The organism is Lacrimispora sphenoides, from assembly GCF_900105215.1.
Taxonomy (GTDB): Bacteria; Bacillota; Clostridia; order Lachnospirales; family Lachnospiraceae; genus Lacrimispora; species Lacrimispora sphenoides_A.
In genome coordinates, this window is sequence record NZ_FOIP01000002.1 from 429,710 (window position 1) to 445,889 (window position 16,180).

Genomic DNA, 16,180 nt, shown 5'->3' on the forward strand with positions numbered 1-16,180 from the left:
AAGACAAAAGTGGAAGAGAATGTGACTTTAGATGAGATGCTTTCTTTCCGGGAAAAGAAAGTAAGTATGCAGGAAGCACTTCAAAAAAAGCATGAGGAAGCCACGATTGTGGCTCTTGGGATGAACATTCCCGGTCCGAGGAAAACCTCTCCAGGTATCTTTCTGGCATTTTCCGCAGGGGGAGAAGAACTTAACCGCCTGTTTTTGGAACATGGGCTGACTGTGACGGAAGAGACCGTGGTAAAAGAGAAGGCCGGCTATTTAAAGCTCTATGCAGTGAAAAGTCAGGATCCCCTATTTGTGAAAAAGATAACGATTCACATGGAAGAAACCCATCCTCTTGGAAGGCTGTTTGATATCGACGTTTACGATAAGGCTGGAAACGGGATCGGCAGAGCGGAATTGGGATACCCTGTGCGCAGATGCCTGATATGTGAAAAGGATGCAAAGCTATGCGGCCGCAGCCGGAGCCATACGGTAGAGGAGCTTTACGGACGTGTTGAGAGTATGATAAATTCCTGGTTGATCGAAAGGGGCAGATGAGAATCTGCCCCTTTCTTAATAAATTTTAAGATTCCTTTTTTCCCTGGTTAAGATTCTCCCTTTAAAATGAAAGTATAGAACATAAAAGGGAGGCTTTAAGCAAAATGGAAATTAAGAAACCAGCCATGGCCGGTACATTGGAGTCCAGCGACTGTCAGGTGACTGTAGAGCCAGGTGATGGTAAAATCGATTTTGTGCTGGAAAGCGCAGTAATAAACCAGTATGGCAACAGGATTCGGAAGGTAATTATGGAAACCCTTAAGAATCTGGGAATCGACAATGTGAGAATCACGGTTGTTGATAAGGGAGCACTGGATTGCACCATTAAGGCGCGGGTGGAAGGTGCGGTATCCCGTTCCACAGACCAGTTTGAAAATATTCTTTGGGGAGGCAGAAGAAAACGATGAATCGGAATAAGAAACGGCTCAGAAGAACTATGATGTTTTTAAATGCCCAGAAACCAGGCCTTATTAAGGATCCGCATATTTATAAACCGGATTCCATTATGCTGGATTTAGAAGATGCGGTCGCAGAAAATCAGAAGGATGCAGCCAGGTTTTCCCTTTATCATGCACTTCAGGAGATTGATTACAGGGGCTGCGAGCGGGTAGTCCGGATCAATGGACTGGATACTCCTTATTGGAAGGAGGACATCCGCTGTGCGGTTGCAGGCGGCTGTGATGCGATCCGGATTCCGAAAACAGAAAGGCCTGAGGATGTAAAAGCAGTGGAGGCAGAGATCCGGACTGCAGAAGAGGATTTTGGCATTCCGGAAGGAAGGACCCTCATTATGGCTGCCATAGAATCTGCAAGAGGTGTGGTGAAGGCACTGGATGTCTGTGAGGCTTCCGAGAGGCTGTTTGGAATCGCACTTTCCGGCGGGGACTATACCAAGGACTTACAGACCTATATTACAGGAACCGGTGTTGAACTGATGGGAGCCAGGCAGAACTTGATCATTGCGGCCAGGGCAGCAAAAATCCAGTGCTTTGATACGGTTTATACTGACCTTGATGATATGGAGGGCTTCCGGCGGGATGTGGAAACCATTCATCTGATGGGATTTGACGGAAAGTCCATTATCAATCCCCGCCAGATCCCAGTTGTCCATGATATCTTTACACCGAAACAGAAGAATATCATCTTTGCAGAAAAGGTCGTTATGGAAATCGAGGACAAAAGGGAAAAGGGAATCGGAGTATTTATCGTAGACGGAAAAATGATCGACATTGCGTTCTATGACGGAGCCAAGAGAACCATAGAGCTTGCCAAGGCCTCTGGTGTATACAAGGGAGGATTGTAAGATGATTAATGCAGTAGGGAGAGATATTCCGGAAGAAATCTTAAAAATCACAGGAAAAGAACCTTTTATGGGAATTCATCACTTTGATGGATCTGTGTATAAAAAAGATGGTCCGTTTACAAAATGCGTGATCAATTCAGAGGGCAGCAAGATGGTGGACAGCATTCACGATTGTCTCGTGAAATGCGGGATCCGGGATGGCATGACCCTGGGCTTTCATCATCATTTCCGGGAAGGCGACTATGTAGTAAACCTGGTGATGAAGGAGATCCACAATATGGGAATCAAGGATATCACCATCTGTGCAAGCTCTCTTGGAAAAGCCCATGATAAATTGGTTGAATACATCGAGGATGGGACCATTACAGGGATTCAGTCCTCCGGCGTCAGGGGAAAGATCGGCAGGGCCATATCAGAAGGAAAATTAAAGGGCCTGGCCATTATGCGTTCCCATGGCGGAAGAGTCCGTGCCATTGAAACCGGAGAGGTGAGAATCGATATCGCATTTATCGGTGCGCCCACCTGCGATGACTATGGGAACTGCCGGGGTATCGGCGGGAAATCCGATTGCGGCGTTCTCTCTTATTCCATGGTGGATGCAGATTATGCGGATAAGGTGGTTGCAATCACGGATTGCCTGGTTCCTTTTCCAAACTTCCCAGCCCATATTTCCATGACAAAGGTAGATTATGTGGTAGTTGTTGATGAGATCGGAAATCCGGAAAAGATTGCTACCGGAGCCGCAAAGCCAACCACAGATATGCGCAAGCTTATGATGGCTGATTATTGTACCGAGTTTGTCGTGAATACCCCGTATTTTAAGGATGGATTTTCTTACCAGACCGGAGTAGGCGGTGCTTCCATCGCTTCCACCATTTCTCTTGCAAAAATCATGAAGGAGAGAAATGTGCGTATGCGCTTCGGAGTGGGAGGGCTGACGAAACCCATGTGCGACTTATTGGAGAACGGTCAGGTAGATGCCCTGTTAGATACCCAGGATTTTGATCTGGATGCAGTGGAATCCGTCATCAATCCCAAGCATTTCCGAATCAGTGCAGGTGAATATGCCGACCCCTTTAACAAGGGAGCTGTTGTAAACAAACTGGATTTTGTGATCCTGGCAGCCCTGGAAGTGGATGTGAATTTCAACTGCAATGTTGTGGTTGGTTCTGACGGTATGATTACCGGCGCTCAGGGAGGGCATCCGGACACTGCAGCCGGAGCGAAATGTACCATAGTGATTACTCCGCTGCTGCAGGGAAGGACTCCGGCTGTCTGCACAGACGTAACAACAGTTACGACTCCTGGCGAATCCATTGATGTGGTGATCACTGATTATGGCATTGCAGTCAATCCAAGAAGGCAGGATTTAATCCAGTGTATGAAAGATGTGGATCTGCCGTTTAAGACCATTGAGGAACTGCGGGATATCGCATACTCCATTACAGGAGAACCGGAAAAGGTGCAGTTTGATAATAAGGTGGTAGGAATCATTGAAAGCAGAGATGGTACCGTTATGGATGTGGTGCGTAAGATCAGGGAGTTTCAGTTTACAGGAGAATAAATGATGACTAGCAGTTCTTGCGTGAAACCAAAAGAGACAATGAAAGAGGCAGCTGTTCACATTGGGAACCTGGCTTACCGGGCCATGCTTGAGGAGGTTTATACGACTCCCAAGCCCGGCCTGGTGGATCTGTATTCCACAGGCGCTCATAAAGATATGGATGTTATCTCCTTTGAAAAAAGTGCCAGAGCCCTGGAGCCGTATTTTGTTTCCATGGCCTTAGAAGGCATGAGGCTTCCACGCATGCCAAGGCTGTTATTTGAGCGCATCCGCCGGATCGGTCTGTCTGCAGAGGAAGCCATGTATCAGGCTACGGCAGGGGTAAATACTCATAAGGGACTGATCTTTCACCTGGGAATCTTAAGTGCAGCCGCCGGGGCATGCATGGAGGCCTATGGAACCGTGACCACCGGGTGCCTGGTGGAAATGGAGCAGGCCATGGCAAGAGAGACCCTTATAAAGGAATTAAAGGAGATGCAGGAGTTTACAAGCAATGGAGAAAAAAATCTGAATCAATATGGGCTTACCGGTGCAAGGGGAGAGGCCATAAGCGGCTATGCTTCCGTACGCAGGATCGCCCTTCCTGTCATGGCAAAAGGGGTTAAGGAAGGCCGGGAATGGAACCGGATCAAACTAGAAACTTTGTTTATGCTCATGAGCAGGGTAGAGGACTCCAACATCATTGCTAGACATGATCCATCCGTTCTTTTGAAGGTTCAGTCCATTGCAAGGAATTTCCTGCTTGATGGCGGGGCCTACGGGGACAAAAGCATGGTGACTTTAAAGCGAATGGATGCGGATTTTATAAAGGGAAATATAAGTGCCGGAGGATGTGCAGATCTTCTGGCTGTTGCAATTTTCATGCATGATCTGGCAGAAGAGCCGGTGAAGGGGAGGCTTCTATGGAATTCGTAAAGCTGGTGGGAAGGCCGTTAAAAGGAAAAGAGCTGGAACTGTTAAAGGATTTTTTAAAACGGAATGATCTGGATTATGACCAGGGAATCGAATACAGCGTATGCCTGCTTGATGAGAATTATCGGATCCAGGCCACCGGCTCAGCAGAACAGAATGTCTTAAAATGCATTGCGGTTGATAAAAGCGCACGTGGGTTTGGCTTATCCGGAACGATCATCTCATCCCTGACCCAGTATGAATTTGAAAACGGCAGATCCCATATTCTCATATACACAAAGCCGGAAAACAGGGAGATGTTTGGAGATCTTGGTTTTTATCCGGTTCTTATGACCGATGAAGTTCTTTTTATGGAAAACAGGAAAAACGGATTTGAAGAGTTTGTAAACCGTCTGATCTCAGAGTCTCCTAAGGAGGCTCTGAATCCGGATATGGTCATCGGTTCCATCGTTGCCAACTGCAATCCATTTACTTACGGTCACCGGTATCTGGCAGAACAGGCCCTTGCCTGCTGTGACTATGTCCATGTACTGGTTCTTGCCGATAACAGAAGCAGTTTTGGAGCAGATGAACGATTTTTTATGGTGCGGGAGGGACTAAGAGATCTGCCCCGGGCGATTGTTCATCAGGCAGCTGATTATGTCATATCCGCAGCAACCTTTCCGACCTATTTCATAAAGGAGAAGGTCCGGGGGGAAAGGGCCGGCTGCCAGCTGGATTTAGAGCTTTTCGGCAAGCGCATCGCCCCGGCTCTTAAGATAACAACGCGTTTCGTGGGGACAGAACCGGTATGCGCGGTAACCGGACATTACAATGAGGAGATGAAAAAGATCCTTCCCCGGCATGGGATTTCTGTGATGGAAATCGAGAGGAAGCGTTCCGGGGGAGAGGCAATCAGTGCAACTGAAGTCCGGAAATGGTATGAAAAGGGGGACTTTGAAGGAATGAGAAACCTGGTGCCTGAAACCACATTGGAATACCTTGAAAAGAAAAAAAAAGGCCAGAGGCCTAAGGGATAAACCGGTATCCAAGACCTCTGACTGTTACGATATGGACCGGCTTTTGCCGGTTTTCTTCGATTTTACCACGCAGGCGGTTGATGTACACCATGATGGCATTATCGTCTACGGCAACGCTGTTTCCCCACACATGATCGTAAATCATGTCTTTTGTAAATACCTGGCCTGGATGCTTCAAAAACAGGAGCATCAGACTGCTTTCCTTGGAAGAAAGAACAATCTCTTCTCCGTTTTTATAAAACCGCATGGTGGAAGTATTATAAGTGAAAGATCCGCATTCCAGAACATCCGAGCTGTACAGCACCTGATTTTTGTTGCGGCGGATTAACGCCTTTACCTTGGCTCCCAGCACCAGGGGACGGAATGGCTTGGTTATGTAATCATCTGCGCCAACCGAAAGACCATATAGGGAATCATAATCTTCGTTTCTTCCGCTTACGATCATAACCGGAGTCTGTATGCCCTGGCTGCGCAGACGTTTGATAACCTCAAAGCCCTCCATATCACCCAGCATTACATCCATGAGGATCATATCGTAAGTGTGGTTTTTCAGTTGATTCAGTGCGGTAAGTCCGCTGTCAGCAACGCTGGTTTCCAGATCGTTGCTGTGCATGACTTTCTCCAATAACTTACAAACCGCCGGATCGTCATCCACAATTAATACTTTATCAGACATAGCTTCCCCCTAAGTAAAATTTATGTAAAGTCTAAAATTATTATAATATTAACCCGGAGACAAGTCAATGAGGAACAGGCAAATAGAGGATGATTTCATGAGTAAAATAAAGAGAAATAAGAGATATGGGACGGTTTTTATGTTTTGTGCCATGGCCTCCGTGCTGCTGATTTTCTGTTGTCTTGTACTCAGTATCTGGAATGAATATAAAGAAACGATTATAAATAATCAAAAGAAACAGATGCTTTTGACAACCCAGAGCATGGGAGAAAATTTAAAGATTTTTATTGAAGGATATCAGGCAGATTTAAACACCCTGTGCGACATAGAAAACGAGAACTATAAAAAGACAGGCTGGGAAGAATGGAGCATACTAGAGAGCTATGTGACGAAACACAGCCGGTTTGTTTTTGATGTTATTTTGGAGGATCAGGACGGAAGATTATTAAAAAGTGTCAATGGATATGGGGTGACTGATACTTATTCCGTAACAGAGATCAGCCAGGATGTGAGCTTCCGGCAGTGTAAACTGGATAATGGAGAAATGTATTTGATTTTAAGGAAAATTCTTCCTGGCGGCAGAACCCTTTCCATTATCTTAAATGAAAAGAATTATTATAATTCCCTTGTTTCCAATATCCGCCTGGGAACTAATGGGTATGTGGTAATCAAGGACTCGGAAGGGATCATCCTCATTCACCCTCAGGAAAGCCAGTGGGGGATCAATGTGATTTCCGGCAGGCAGGAGATGTTTCCTGACAAGGATTTAACCAGCCTGCAGCAGATGATAGAAAACCAGAACAGAGGAGAGGCAGGGGTCTCTGAGTATTATTCCTACTGGTGGCTGGATCCGGGGGTTCCTGAGGTGAAAAAGGTCAGCGCTTATTCACCGGCTGTCATTGGAAACGGATTTCTGGTAGTCAGTGCGGTGATTGACTACAATGATATTTATATCCCGGTTGCAGCCGGATTTTTCAAGCTGGGCCTTGTCTTTTTAGGAATTGTTTCCGTACTCCTTGGAATGGTGCTTTATATCGGGGATCTGCGGGTTCAGAAGAAAAAGGACACGGAAGAGATCGCATATCTTTGGGAGCTTAATAAAATTTTAGAGGAAATGCAACAGAGTGAAGAAACCATTGCCCATCAGCAGAGGCTTCAGATCATGGGAACCATGACCGGCGGTATTGCCCATGAGTTTAACAATTTGCTGACTCCGATCATGGGATATGCCGAATTGCTGATGTATGGACTTCCGGAGGGGGAGGAAAATTATGACAGCGCATCAGAGATTTATGAAGCCTCCAGAAAGGCAAAAGAAATTATCCAGCAGATTTCATCCTTAAGCCGGAAAAATATGGAGACCGCCTTTAAAAACTTAATCGCCGCAAAGGTACTGGGCCGTGCCATAAAAATGGTAAGCTCCGTATGCCCTGCCCATGTGCATCTGAGGAAAGAGATTGATTTATCCGATGAATGTTTTTTGGGAAACGAAACCCAGATGAATCAGGTCATATTAAACATCTGTGTGAATGCAATTCATGCGATCGGACACAGGGAAGGAACCATTACCATAAATGGAAGCATAGTAAGTTCGGAAGAATTAAAACAATACAAGCTCACCTCAGTTTCAGAGGAGTGGAATTATTACCTGCGGATTGACATTGCAGACGACGGGGAAGGCATGAGCGAAGAGGTGTTAAAACAGATTTTTGATCCGTTTTTCACAACAAAGAAAAATGGAACCGGAACGGGCCTTGGTCTTTCTCTGGTGGAGCAGATCATTCATTCCCACAAAGGGTATGTCTTTGCGGAAAGCAGACTGGTAGAGGGCAGTGTCTTTCATATCTTCCTTCCTGTGAATGAACAGAAAGATAAGGAAGGGCAGCAGGAAACAGAGGAGGAAAGTGGGGACTCTTTAAGGCTTCTGGTCATCGACGATAACCCAAAGGTATTACGTCTTCTGGAAAAAAGCTTTAGCAGGCTTCATGTGCCTTTGACAGCCTGCATGGATTTTGAAGAGGCCAGAAGAATACTAAAGGAGCAGGAAATCGATGCCATTGTGACGGAACAGGAAATTGCCGGGAAAAGCGGCACGGATTTTTATATGTCCCTTCAGGGAAAGTATCCGGATATTATCAGGATCATTATGACGGACCGGGTAACGAGAGAAATCCTGGAGGCCAAGAAACGGAAAATCATTGATGAATACATCGATAAACCGGTTTCCGACTCCGTGATTTTAAAAGCAGTAAAGAACTGTAAGGAAAGAGTATAAAAGAAAGCCTAATCTTAACAACTATTAATTTTTCTCTTAAAGAAATGAAAGAGAGAAGGAGGAAGAGTGTAAGGTTAGGCTTTTATACTGTTCCTATAAATAAAAAGTAAAGAGGAGGAAGAAAACATGAATGAGACAATGCTTGCATTATTAGGATTTGCAACCATTATCATGATCATTGTTTTACTGCTGAGGAATGTTACTGTTCCGGCGCTGGCATTTATCGGTGTATCCAGCGTAAGTGCGCTGATCCTGGTTTTGACCGGAACCTTCACAGTCAGTGAAGTTGGGAAATTCATTTCCAAGGGGGTATCCGGGGTACACTCGACCGCTGCTCTGTTCATATTTTCCGTATTGTTTTTCGGAATTATGACGGATGCAGGAATGTTTGACCGCATCATTGATGCGCTTATGAAAAAAGTGGGGAACAATGTAGTAGGTGTAGCTTTTATGACCAGCATTATTGCCATAATCGGCCATTTGGATGGAGGCGGAGCATCTACGTTCTTAATCACCATTCCAGCCATGCTGCCGGTCTATAAGAAATTAAAAATGCGTCCGACAACGCTGCTTTTAATATGCGTTACTTCCATGGGTGTTATGAACCTGCTTCCATGGGGCGGTCCAACCATGCGTGCTGCTTCCGTATTGGAGGTAGAAGCCAATGTCCTTTGGATGAAGCTTTTGCCGATGCAGGCGGTTGGTATTGTAGTTGCTCTTTTTACCGCGTTTTTCTGGGGAGTTGTTGAAAAGAAGAGAGGGGCAGGAGCCAATAGCACTCTTGTAATTGATGATTACGAAGCATTGGAAGAAAGTGCCTCTGCCTCCGATCTGGGAGAACTGGCTAGACCAAAGCTGTTTGTTTTCAACGTAATCCTGACTTTAGTTGTTATTATAGCTCTTGTTTTCATGCCGATGCCGTCATATTTTATTTTTATGATAGGATGTGTCGCAGCACTTTTAGTCAATTATCCTGGTGCGAAGCTTCAAAATAAGATCATTAAGTCCCACGCCGGTCCTGGCCTTATGATGGCATCTACCATTCTGGCAGCCGGTGTATTCCTTGGAGTATTGGAAGACAGTGAGATCATGAACTACATGGCTAACGCAATGGCTGCATTTATCCCTCAGTCCATGGGTCGTTTTCTGCCGCTTATCATTGGAATACTATCCGTGCCGCTGACCTTATTGTTCTGTACAGATTCCTATTTCTATGGTCTCCTTCCGGTTTTGATCGGGATAGGAAGCAAGTTTGGCGTAGATCCTGCCCAAACTGCCATCACCATGGTGGTCTGCCGAAACTGCGCAACCTTCATAAGCCCTGTTGTGCCGGCCACATTCCTGGGAATCGGCCTGGCGGGTGTGGAGATCAAAGATCATATAAAGACATGCTTCCTGTGGGTATGGGGTGTGAGTATGGTATGTCTGGTAGCCGGCCTTTTACTCGGCGTACTGACCTTATAATAGATTCCTGATATAAAATCCTAAAATAAAATTAAATGGGAAAGACGCCGGAATTTGATTCCGGCATCTTTCTTTCCTATGTAAGAATCAGGAAACCTGATCCAGCCTGCCGCAGGTAATATCCATTACAAAGCCCTGAACCGTTACATCGGGTGGCATGAGAGGATGGCCTTTAATCAGGGAAACGGATTTTTGAACGGCGGTTTCCGTGTTTTCAAAGCCCTGAAACCAGGATTCAAAGTCCAGTCCCTCCTCTTTCAGCTGGAGTATGGTTTCCATGCCTACGCCTCTCTGGATCAGATGGGTGATGATGGTTTCCGGTGATAGAACAGCTGCACCGCAGTCGGTATGACCGATAACCATGATTTCTTCCACGCCGAATTCCAGAACAGCGATCAGCAGGCTGCGGATTGTGCTGTCAAATGGATCTAAGATCAAGCCGCCTGCATTTTTTATTAACTTTACATCTCCGTTGTGGATTCCAAGTGCGGCCGGCAGAAGCTCTACCAGCCGGGTATCCATGCAGGTTAGTATGGCAAGCTTTTTTCTGGGACATTTGTTTGAAGCAAAGGATTTAAAAGTACCGTTGTTTACAAAAACATCATTGTGCTTTAAAATTTCTCGAATCATAATCTGCCTCCTCTTTATCATATAGGCCAATGATAGAGGAGAAACCTTAATATTGGATAAAATACTGTCTTAAAGATTGTTTAGTTTGTTTTATCATGAACCTTTAGGTGGGTTAGCCTATATTGTGCTGTGTTTAAAGAAGAAAGTTTTAATATAATGTGAAAAATACATGGTCTGGTACTTGAAATTTACCAAAATTAGTTATACAATTATAATTGGCAGAAATTGGTGTTATTGCATAGGATTTTGTTAAATATTTAACAAATGACTGTAAAAAATTACAAAATGGAGGATTGCAATATGAGTAATTCAACAGAAACATCAGCATGCAACCGTATTCATGCCTTGCTTGATGAGAACAGTTTTGTTGAAGTTGGCGGCTATGTTACCGCAAGGAACACAGACTTCAACATGACAGCAAAAGAAACTCCTGCTGACGGTGTTATTACTGGCTATGGTACCATTGAGGGTTGCCTTATTTATGTGTACAGCCAGGATGCATCGGTACTGGGCGGCTCCGTAGGGGAGATGCATGCAAGAAAGATCACAAAGCTCTACACCATGGCTATGAAGACCGGCGCGCCGGTGATTGGTCTGGTCGACTGTGCTGGATTAAGGCTTCAGGAAGCAACCGACTCTTTAAATGGATTTGGCGAGATTTATATGAGCCAGACTCTGGCATCCGGAGTAATCCCTCAGATAACAGCAATATTTGGGACTTGCGGCGGCGGCATGGCTGTATCTGCAGCAATGTCTGACTTTACCTTTATGGAAACCAAGGGCGGCAGATTGTTTGTCAATTCCCCTAATGCCATTCAGGGAAATTATACAGAAAAATGCAACACTGCTTCCGCAGACTATCAAAGCCGCGAAACCGGTATGGTGGATTTCACGGGAGAAGCGGATGACATTTTAAATAATATCAGAACTCTTATTTCCATTCTTCCTTCAAACAGTGAAGATGACATGTCTTATGATGAGTGCAATGACGATTTAAACCGTGTATGCTCCGACCTGGAGAATTATATCGGGGATACAGCGATTGCATTGGCTCAGATTTCCGATAATCATTTCTTTATGGAGACCAGGAAGGAATATGCGGCTTCCATGGTAACCGGTTTTATCCGTTTAAATGGCATGACAGTGGGCTGTGTTGCAAACAGAACGGAATCCTATAATGAAAGCGGCATTAAGACAGGGGAATATGATGCTCTCTTAAGCGGGCAGGGCTGTGAAAAGGCTGCAAGATTTATTCATTTCTGTGATGCATTCAATATTCCGGTACTTACCCTTGTAAATGTAAAAGGGTATGAATCAACCAAATGCTCTGAGAAAAAGATTGCCAGGGCGGCTGCAGGGCTTACCTATGCCTTTGCCAATGCCACAGTCCCAAAGGTAACGGTTATTCTTGGGCAGGCCCTTGGAACCGCCTATCTGACCATGAACAGCAAGTCCATTGGAGCAGATATAGTTTATGCCTGGCCGTCGGCCTGTATCGGCATGATGGAACCGGCTGAAGCGGTAAAGATCATGTATGCGGATGAGATTGCAAAGGCTGAGGATGGAAAAGCATTGATCAGCGATCAGGCAGAAAACTACAGGCAACTTCAGTCCAGTGCCGTTTCTGCGGCAAAGAGAGGATATGTTGATGATATCATAGATGCCAGCGAAACAAGAGCACGGGTCATAGCGGCATTTGAGATGCTGTTCACAAAGAGAGAGGATCGTCCGGCAAAAAAACATGGCACGATTTAGAATGAGGTGACAGGTATATGAAACTGAATATGAAACGAGTAGCATTGGGACTTATTATGGCAGCCTGCCTCTTTTCATTATCTGCATGCAGCAAAGCCGATACCGCAGCCGAAGAAATCGATGCCAGGATCCAGACACAGATGGAGCAGCTTCCCGGTTCCTTCTTGGAACTGTATACCGGTCTTGAGGACAGCCAGGTTACTGAATTTAAGAAGAACATGCAGTCCCAGGATGAGTATGCTGCCCTGGCTGAAGGTGTGGATTCCTGGGAGAATATAAAGGATGAGCTTGGTGCCCTGGTATCAATCGGCGATACGGTGAAGGTAGAGGCTGTTGATCATGGGTACAGTGCTACAATTAATGCAGTATTTGAAAAGAGAGATATGGAATTTTCCATTACAACGGATTCAAAACTAACGAAGGTCACCAGTGTGGCATTTGTACCGGAATATACTTTAGGTGAACGGATGGAAAAAGCCGTGTTCAATACCCTGATGGGAATGGGAACAGTCTTTATTGTGCTGATTTTCATCAGCTGGCTTATCGGCTGCTTCCAGTATATCGGAAAGCTTGAAGATAAGTTAAACGGGAAGGCACAGGAGCCTGCTCCCGTACCCCTCCCCGAAGTTTCTGCTCCTTCAGCAGAAGAGAACGAAGAACTTGTGGATGACTTAGAGCTGGTAGCAGTAATTACTGCGGCAATTGCGGCATCTGAAGGGAGCTCGCCAAGCGGCCTGGTGGTCCGCTCGATCAGACGGGCGCCAGCTGGAAAATGGAAAAAAGCTTAATCAATCAGGAGGATTAACATCATGAAAAACTATACAATTACAGTGAATGGGAATGTTTATGAAGTAACCGTAGAAGAAGGCTTAACCACAGGTGTCCCGGCAGCAGCTAAGATGCCAACTGTACCTGCGCCTTCTGCACCAGCCGCACCAGCTCCCTCTGCACCGAAGGCAGCGCCTGCACCGGCAGCTCCTGTGAAGGCGGCAAACGTCGGCTCAGAAGGCGATCTAAAGGTAGCGGCTCCCATGCCAGGCAAGATCCTTGGACTTAAGGTAAACCCGGGACAGGCAGTGAAACGTGGAGATGTGCTGGTTCTTCTTGAGGCTATGAAGATGGAGAACGAGATCGTAGCACCTTCCGATGGAACCGTTGCCAGTGTTAATGTAGCGATCGGTGACTCAGTAGAAGCAGGAGCAACCTTGGCTACATTAAACTAGTACGGAAGAATCCGCTGTAAAGATAAACAGAGCGGATTTCATATGGAGGGATTAACATGGATTATATAAGTAATACATTTACAAATCTTCTTCAGCAGACCGCATTTTTAAACCTGACCGCAGGGAATATGATCATGATTCTTGTAGCCTTTATATTTTTATATCTGGCTATCAGAAAAGGATTTGAACCCCTGCTGCTGGTACCGATTTCCTTTGGTATGCTGTTAGTTAATATCTACCCGGATATTATGAAGGAGGCTGGACCAGATGGCTCCGGAGGCGGACTGCTGAATTATTTCTTTAAGCTGGATGAATGGGGAATCCTGCCACCCCTGATTTTCATGGGTGTAGGTGCCATGACGGATTTTGGACCTTTAATTGCCAATCCAAAGAGCTTTCTTTTAGGAGCGGCTGCTCAGTTCGGTATTTATACCGCTTATTTTCTGGCTATTTTTATGGGCTTTAACGATAAGGCAGCAGCTGCCATCTCAATCATCGGTGGAGCCGACGGACCGACTTCCATATTCCTTGCAGGAAAATTGGGAATGACCTCCCTTATGGGCCCCATTGCGGTTGCGGCTTATTCCTATATGGCGCTGGTACCTATTATCCAGCCGCCGATCATGAAGCTTCTGACCACGGAAAAAGAGAGAAAGATCCGGATGGAACAGCTTCGTCCTGTATCAAGACTTGAGAGGATCTTATTTCCGATCATCGTAACAACGGTCGTATGTCTCATTCTTCCCACAACGGCTCCCCTGGTGGGCATGCTGATGTTAGGAAACTTATTTAAAGAATCCGGCGTGGTAAAGCAGTTAACGGAAACTGCAGGCAATGCCATGATGTATATCGTGGTCATCCTGTTAGGAACTTCCGTAGGTGCGACGACCAGCGCTGAGGCATTCTTAAATATGAATACCATCAAGATCGTTATTTTAGGCCTGGTAGCATTTGCGGTAGGAACAGCCGCCGGCGTGCTGTTTGGCAAGCTGATGTGCAAGGTATCCGGCGGTAAGGTGAATCCACTGATCGGTTCTGCAGGCGTATCTGCGGTTCCTATGTCAGCCCGTGTGTCCCAGAAGGTTGGCTCTGAGGCAGATCCTACCAATTTCCTGCTGATGCATGCCATGGGACCAAACGTGGCAGGAGTTATCGGTACTGCAGTTGCGGCTGGTACATTTATGGCAATATTCGGAGTTAGGTAACTTTTCCCTGGAAAGGCGTTCAGCCTTTCCGGTAAACAGAAGAATGAACAAACCTGGAGGTAAGACAATGGCAGAAATAGAGAAAAAGCCGGTTAAGATTGTAGAGACAGTCCTTCGTGACGCTCATCAGTCTTTGTTTGCTACAAGAATGACAACCGAGCAGATGCTTCCCATCATAGAAAAGATGGATCAGGTTGGCTATCATGCGGTAGAGTGCTGGGGCGGAGCAACCTTTGACGCATGCCTGCGTTTCTTAAAGGAAGATCCCTGGATGAGGCTTAGAAAATTAAGGGATGGATTTAAGGATACAAAGCTGCAGATGCTGTTCCGGGGACAGAATATCCTGGGATACAACCATTATGCCGATGACGTGGTAGAGTATTTCGTCCAGAAATCTCTGGCTAACGGCATCGATATTATCCGCATTTTTGACTGCTTTAACGATCTTCGCAACTTACAGACCGCAGTGACTGCCTGCAATAAAGAAAAAGGCCATGCGCAGGTAGCTTTAAGCTATACCCTTGGGGAAGCCTATACCCTGGATTACTGGAAGGACATAGCAAAGAGGATCGAGGATATGGGTGCTGACTCCATCTGTATCAAGGACATGGCAGGTCTTTTAATACCCTACAAGGCGGATGAGCTGGTACGGGCATTAAAAGAATCCACAAAGCTTCCGATTGACTTACACACCCATTATACTTCCGGCGTTGCTTCCATGACCTATCTAAAGGCAGTTGAAGCAGGCTGTGATATCATCGATACCGCAATGTCTCCCCTTGCTCTTGGAACCAGCCAGCCGGCGACTGAGGTTATGGTTGAGACCTTCCGCGATACGCCCTATGACACGGGCTACGATCAGAACCTGTTGGCAGAAATCTGTGCATACTTCCAGCCGATCAGAGAGGAAGCATTAAAGAGCGGACGCTTAAATCCAAAGGTATTGGGCGTAGACATTAAGACCCTTCAGTATCAGGTACCTGGCGGCATGCTTTCTAACCTGGTGAGCCAGTTAAAGGAAGCCGGTCAGGAAGACAAATACATGGAAGTGCTGCAGGAGATTCCAAAGGTACGAAAAGACTTTGGAGAACCGCCTCTTGTTACCCCATCATCCCAGATCGTCGGTACCCAGGCCGTTTTAAATGTCATTAGCGGTGAACGTTATAAAATGGTAACGAAAGAGACAAAGAAAATTTTTATGGGCGAATTCGGACAGACGGTTAAACCATTTAATGAAGAAGTCCAGAAGAAGATCATCGGTGATGAGACGCCGATCACCTGCCGCCCGGCCGATTTGATTCCTCCCCAGCTTCCTCAGTTTGAGAAGGACTGCGCACAGTGGAAACAGCAGGATGAAGACGTACTTTCCTATGCCCTGTTCCCAACGGTTGCCAAGGAATTCTTCCAGTACCGGGCCGCACAGCAGACCGGCGTGGACTCGTCTCTGGCAGATAAAGAAAATAAGGCTTATCCGGTATAACTTCATAAAAATGGTCTCCCAATTTTGGGAGACCATTTTTTACTTTATAGGAAAATGAATGTACCCTTAGCCCTGGACCTTCTTTTGCTCCACGGTTAACTGAGGAGGAGCAAAGGAGCTGGGATACCGAA

The 16,180-nt window shown here is 46.0% G+C and carries 15 protein-coding genes; 13 read left to right on the top strand and 2 right to left on the bottom strand.

Features of this window, described 5'->3' with window-relative positions; all coding sequences use genetic code 11:
* The first annotated feature begins 9 nt into the window (after positions 1-9).
* The 6 genes from citX (at position 10) to citC (ending at position 5,341) form a co-directional block, all read left to right on the top strand.
* Complete coding sequence (gene citX / locus BMW45_RS18820; RefSeq protein WP_092247559.1) at positions 10-543, top strand: citrate lyase holo-[acyl-carrier protein] synthase; 534 nt, start codon at positions 10-12, stop codon at positions 541-543.
* Between the two features lie 104 nt (positions 544-647).
* On the top strand, positions 648-950 hold the full coding sequence (citD, locus tag BMW45_RS18825) for a citrate lyase acyl carrier protein (protein WP_025232116.1): 303 nt from the start codon (positions 648-650) through the stop codon (positions 948-950).
* Positions 947-1,846, top strand: coding sequence for an aldolase/citrate lyase family protein (locus tag BMW45_RS18830; RefSeq protein ID WP_092247562.1), 900 nt, complete (start codon positions 947-949; stop codon positions 1,844-1,846). The genes citD and BMW45_RS18830 overlap by 4 nt, the downstream gene beginning before the upstream one ends.
* Before the next feature lies 1 nt (position 1,847).
* Positions 1,848-3,410 carry a citrate lyase subunit alpha gene (citF, locus tag BMW45_RS18835; RefSeq protein ID WP_092247565.1) on the top strand — a complete coding sequence of 521 codons (1,563 nt, stop codon included), beginning with the start codon at positions 1,848-1,850 and terminating at the stop codon, positions 3,408-3,410.
* Positions 3,411-4,325 carry a triphosphoribosyl-dephospho-CoA synthase CitG gene (gene citG / locus BMW45_RS18840; protein ID WP_092247568.1) on the top strand — a complete coding sequence of 305 codons (915 nt, stop codon included), beginning with the start codon at positions 3,411-3,413 and terminating at the stop codon, positions 4,323-4,325.
* Positions 4,313-5,341, top strand: a complete 1,029-nt coding sequence (gene citC / locus BMW45_RS18845; RefSeq protein WP_092247570.1) for a [citrate (pro-3S)-lyase] ligase — start codon at positions 4,313-4,315, stop codon at positions 5,339-5,341. Before citG ends, citC begins: the two co-directional genes overlap by 13 nt.
* Here the strand turns inward: citC and BMW45_RS18850 are convergent.
* On the bottom strand, positions 5,331-6,017 hold the full coding sequence (locus BMW45_RS18850; protein ID WP_025232121.1) for a response regulator transcription factor: 687 nt from the start codon (positions 6,015-6,017) through the stop codon (positions 5,331-5,333). The two genes, citC and BMW45_RS18850, sit on opposite strands and share 11 nt — an antisense overlap.
* Before the next feature lie 97 nt (positions 6,018-6,114).
* On the opposite strand from BMW45_RS18850, the gene BMW45_RS18855 reads away from it, so the two are divergent.
* The gene (locus BMW45_RS18855; protein ID WP_242883163.1) at positions 6,115-8,292 is read left to right on the top strand and encodes an ATP-binding protein; all 2,178 of its coding nucleotides are present in this window, start codon (positions 6,115-6,117) and stop codon (positions 8,290-8,292) included.
* Positions 8,293-8,418: 126 nt separating this feature from the next.
* On the top strand, positions 8,419-9,756 hold the full coding sequence (locus BMW45_RS18860) for a CitMHS family transporter (protein WP_092247573.1): 1,338 nt from the start codon (positions 8,419-8,421) through the stop codon (positions 9,754-9,756).
* An 87-nt stretch (positions 9,757-9,843) separates the two neighbouring features.
* On the opposite strand, the gene BMW45_RS18865 is transcribed toward BMW45_RS18860, so the two are convergent.
* The gene (locus BMW45_RS18865; protein WP_092247576.1) at positions 9,844-10,386 is read right to left on the bottom strand and encodes a beta-class carbonic anhydrase; all 543 of its coding nucleotides are present in this window, start codon (positions 10,384-10,386) and stop codon (positions 9,844-9,846) included.
* Positions 10,387-10,686: 300 nt separating this feature from the next.
* On the opposite strand from BMW45_RS18865, the gene BMW45_RS18870 reads away from it, so the two are divergent.
* The 5 genes from BMW45_RS18870 (at position 10,687) to BMW45_RS18890 (ending at position 16,049) form a co-directional block, all read left to right on the top strand.
* The gene (locus BMW45_RS18870) at positions 10,687-12,141 is read left to right on the top strand and encodes an acyl-CoA carboxylase subunit beta (RefSeq protein WP_092247579.1); all 1,455 of its coding nucleotides are present in this window, start codon (positions 10,687-10,689) and stop codon (positions 12,139-12,141) included.
* Between the two features lie 17 nt (positions 12,142-12,158).
* Positions 12,159-12,929, top strand: coding sequence for an OadG family transporter subunit (locus BMW45_RS18875; RefSeq protein ID WP_092247582.1), 771 nt, complete (start codon positions 12,159-12,161; stop codon positions 12,927-12,929).
* A 21-nt stretch (positions 12,930-12,950) separates the two neighbouring features.
* Complete coding sequence (locus BMW45_RS18880; protein WP_092247585.1) at positions 12,951-13,364, top strand: biotin/lipoyl-containing protein; 414 nt, start codon at positions 12,951-12,953, stop codon at positions 13,362-13,364.
* A 56-nt stretch (positions 13,365-13,420) separates the two neighbouring features.
* Positions 13,421-14,569 (top strand): sodium ion-translocating decarboxylase subunit beta, encoded by a 1,149-nt coding sequence (locus BMW45_RS18885; protein ID WP_092247588.1) that lies wholly within the window; start codon positions 13,421-13,423, stop codon positions 14,567-14,569.
* 67 nt (positions 14,570-14,636) lie between these two features.
* Positions 14,637-16,049, top strand: coding sequence for an oxaloacetate decarboxylase subunit alpha (locus BMW45_RS18890; RefSeq protein ID WP_092247591.1), 1,413 nt, complete (start codon positions 14,637-14,639; stop codon positions 16,047-16,049).
* The last annotated feature ends 131 nt before the right edge of the window (positions 16,050-16,180 follow it).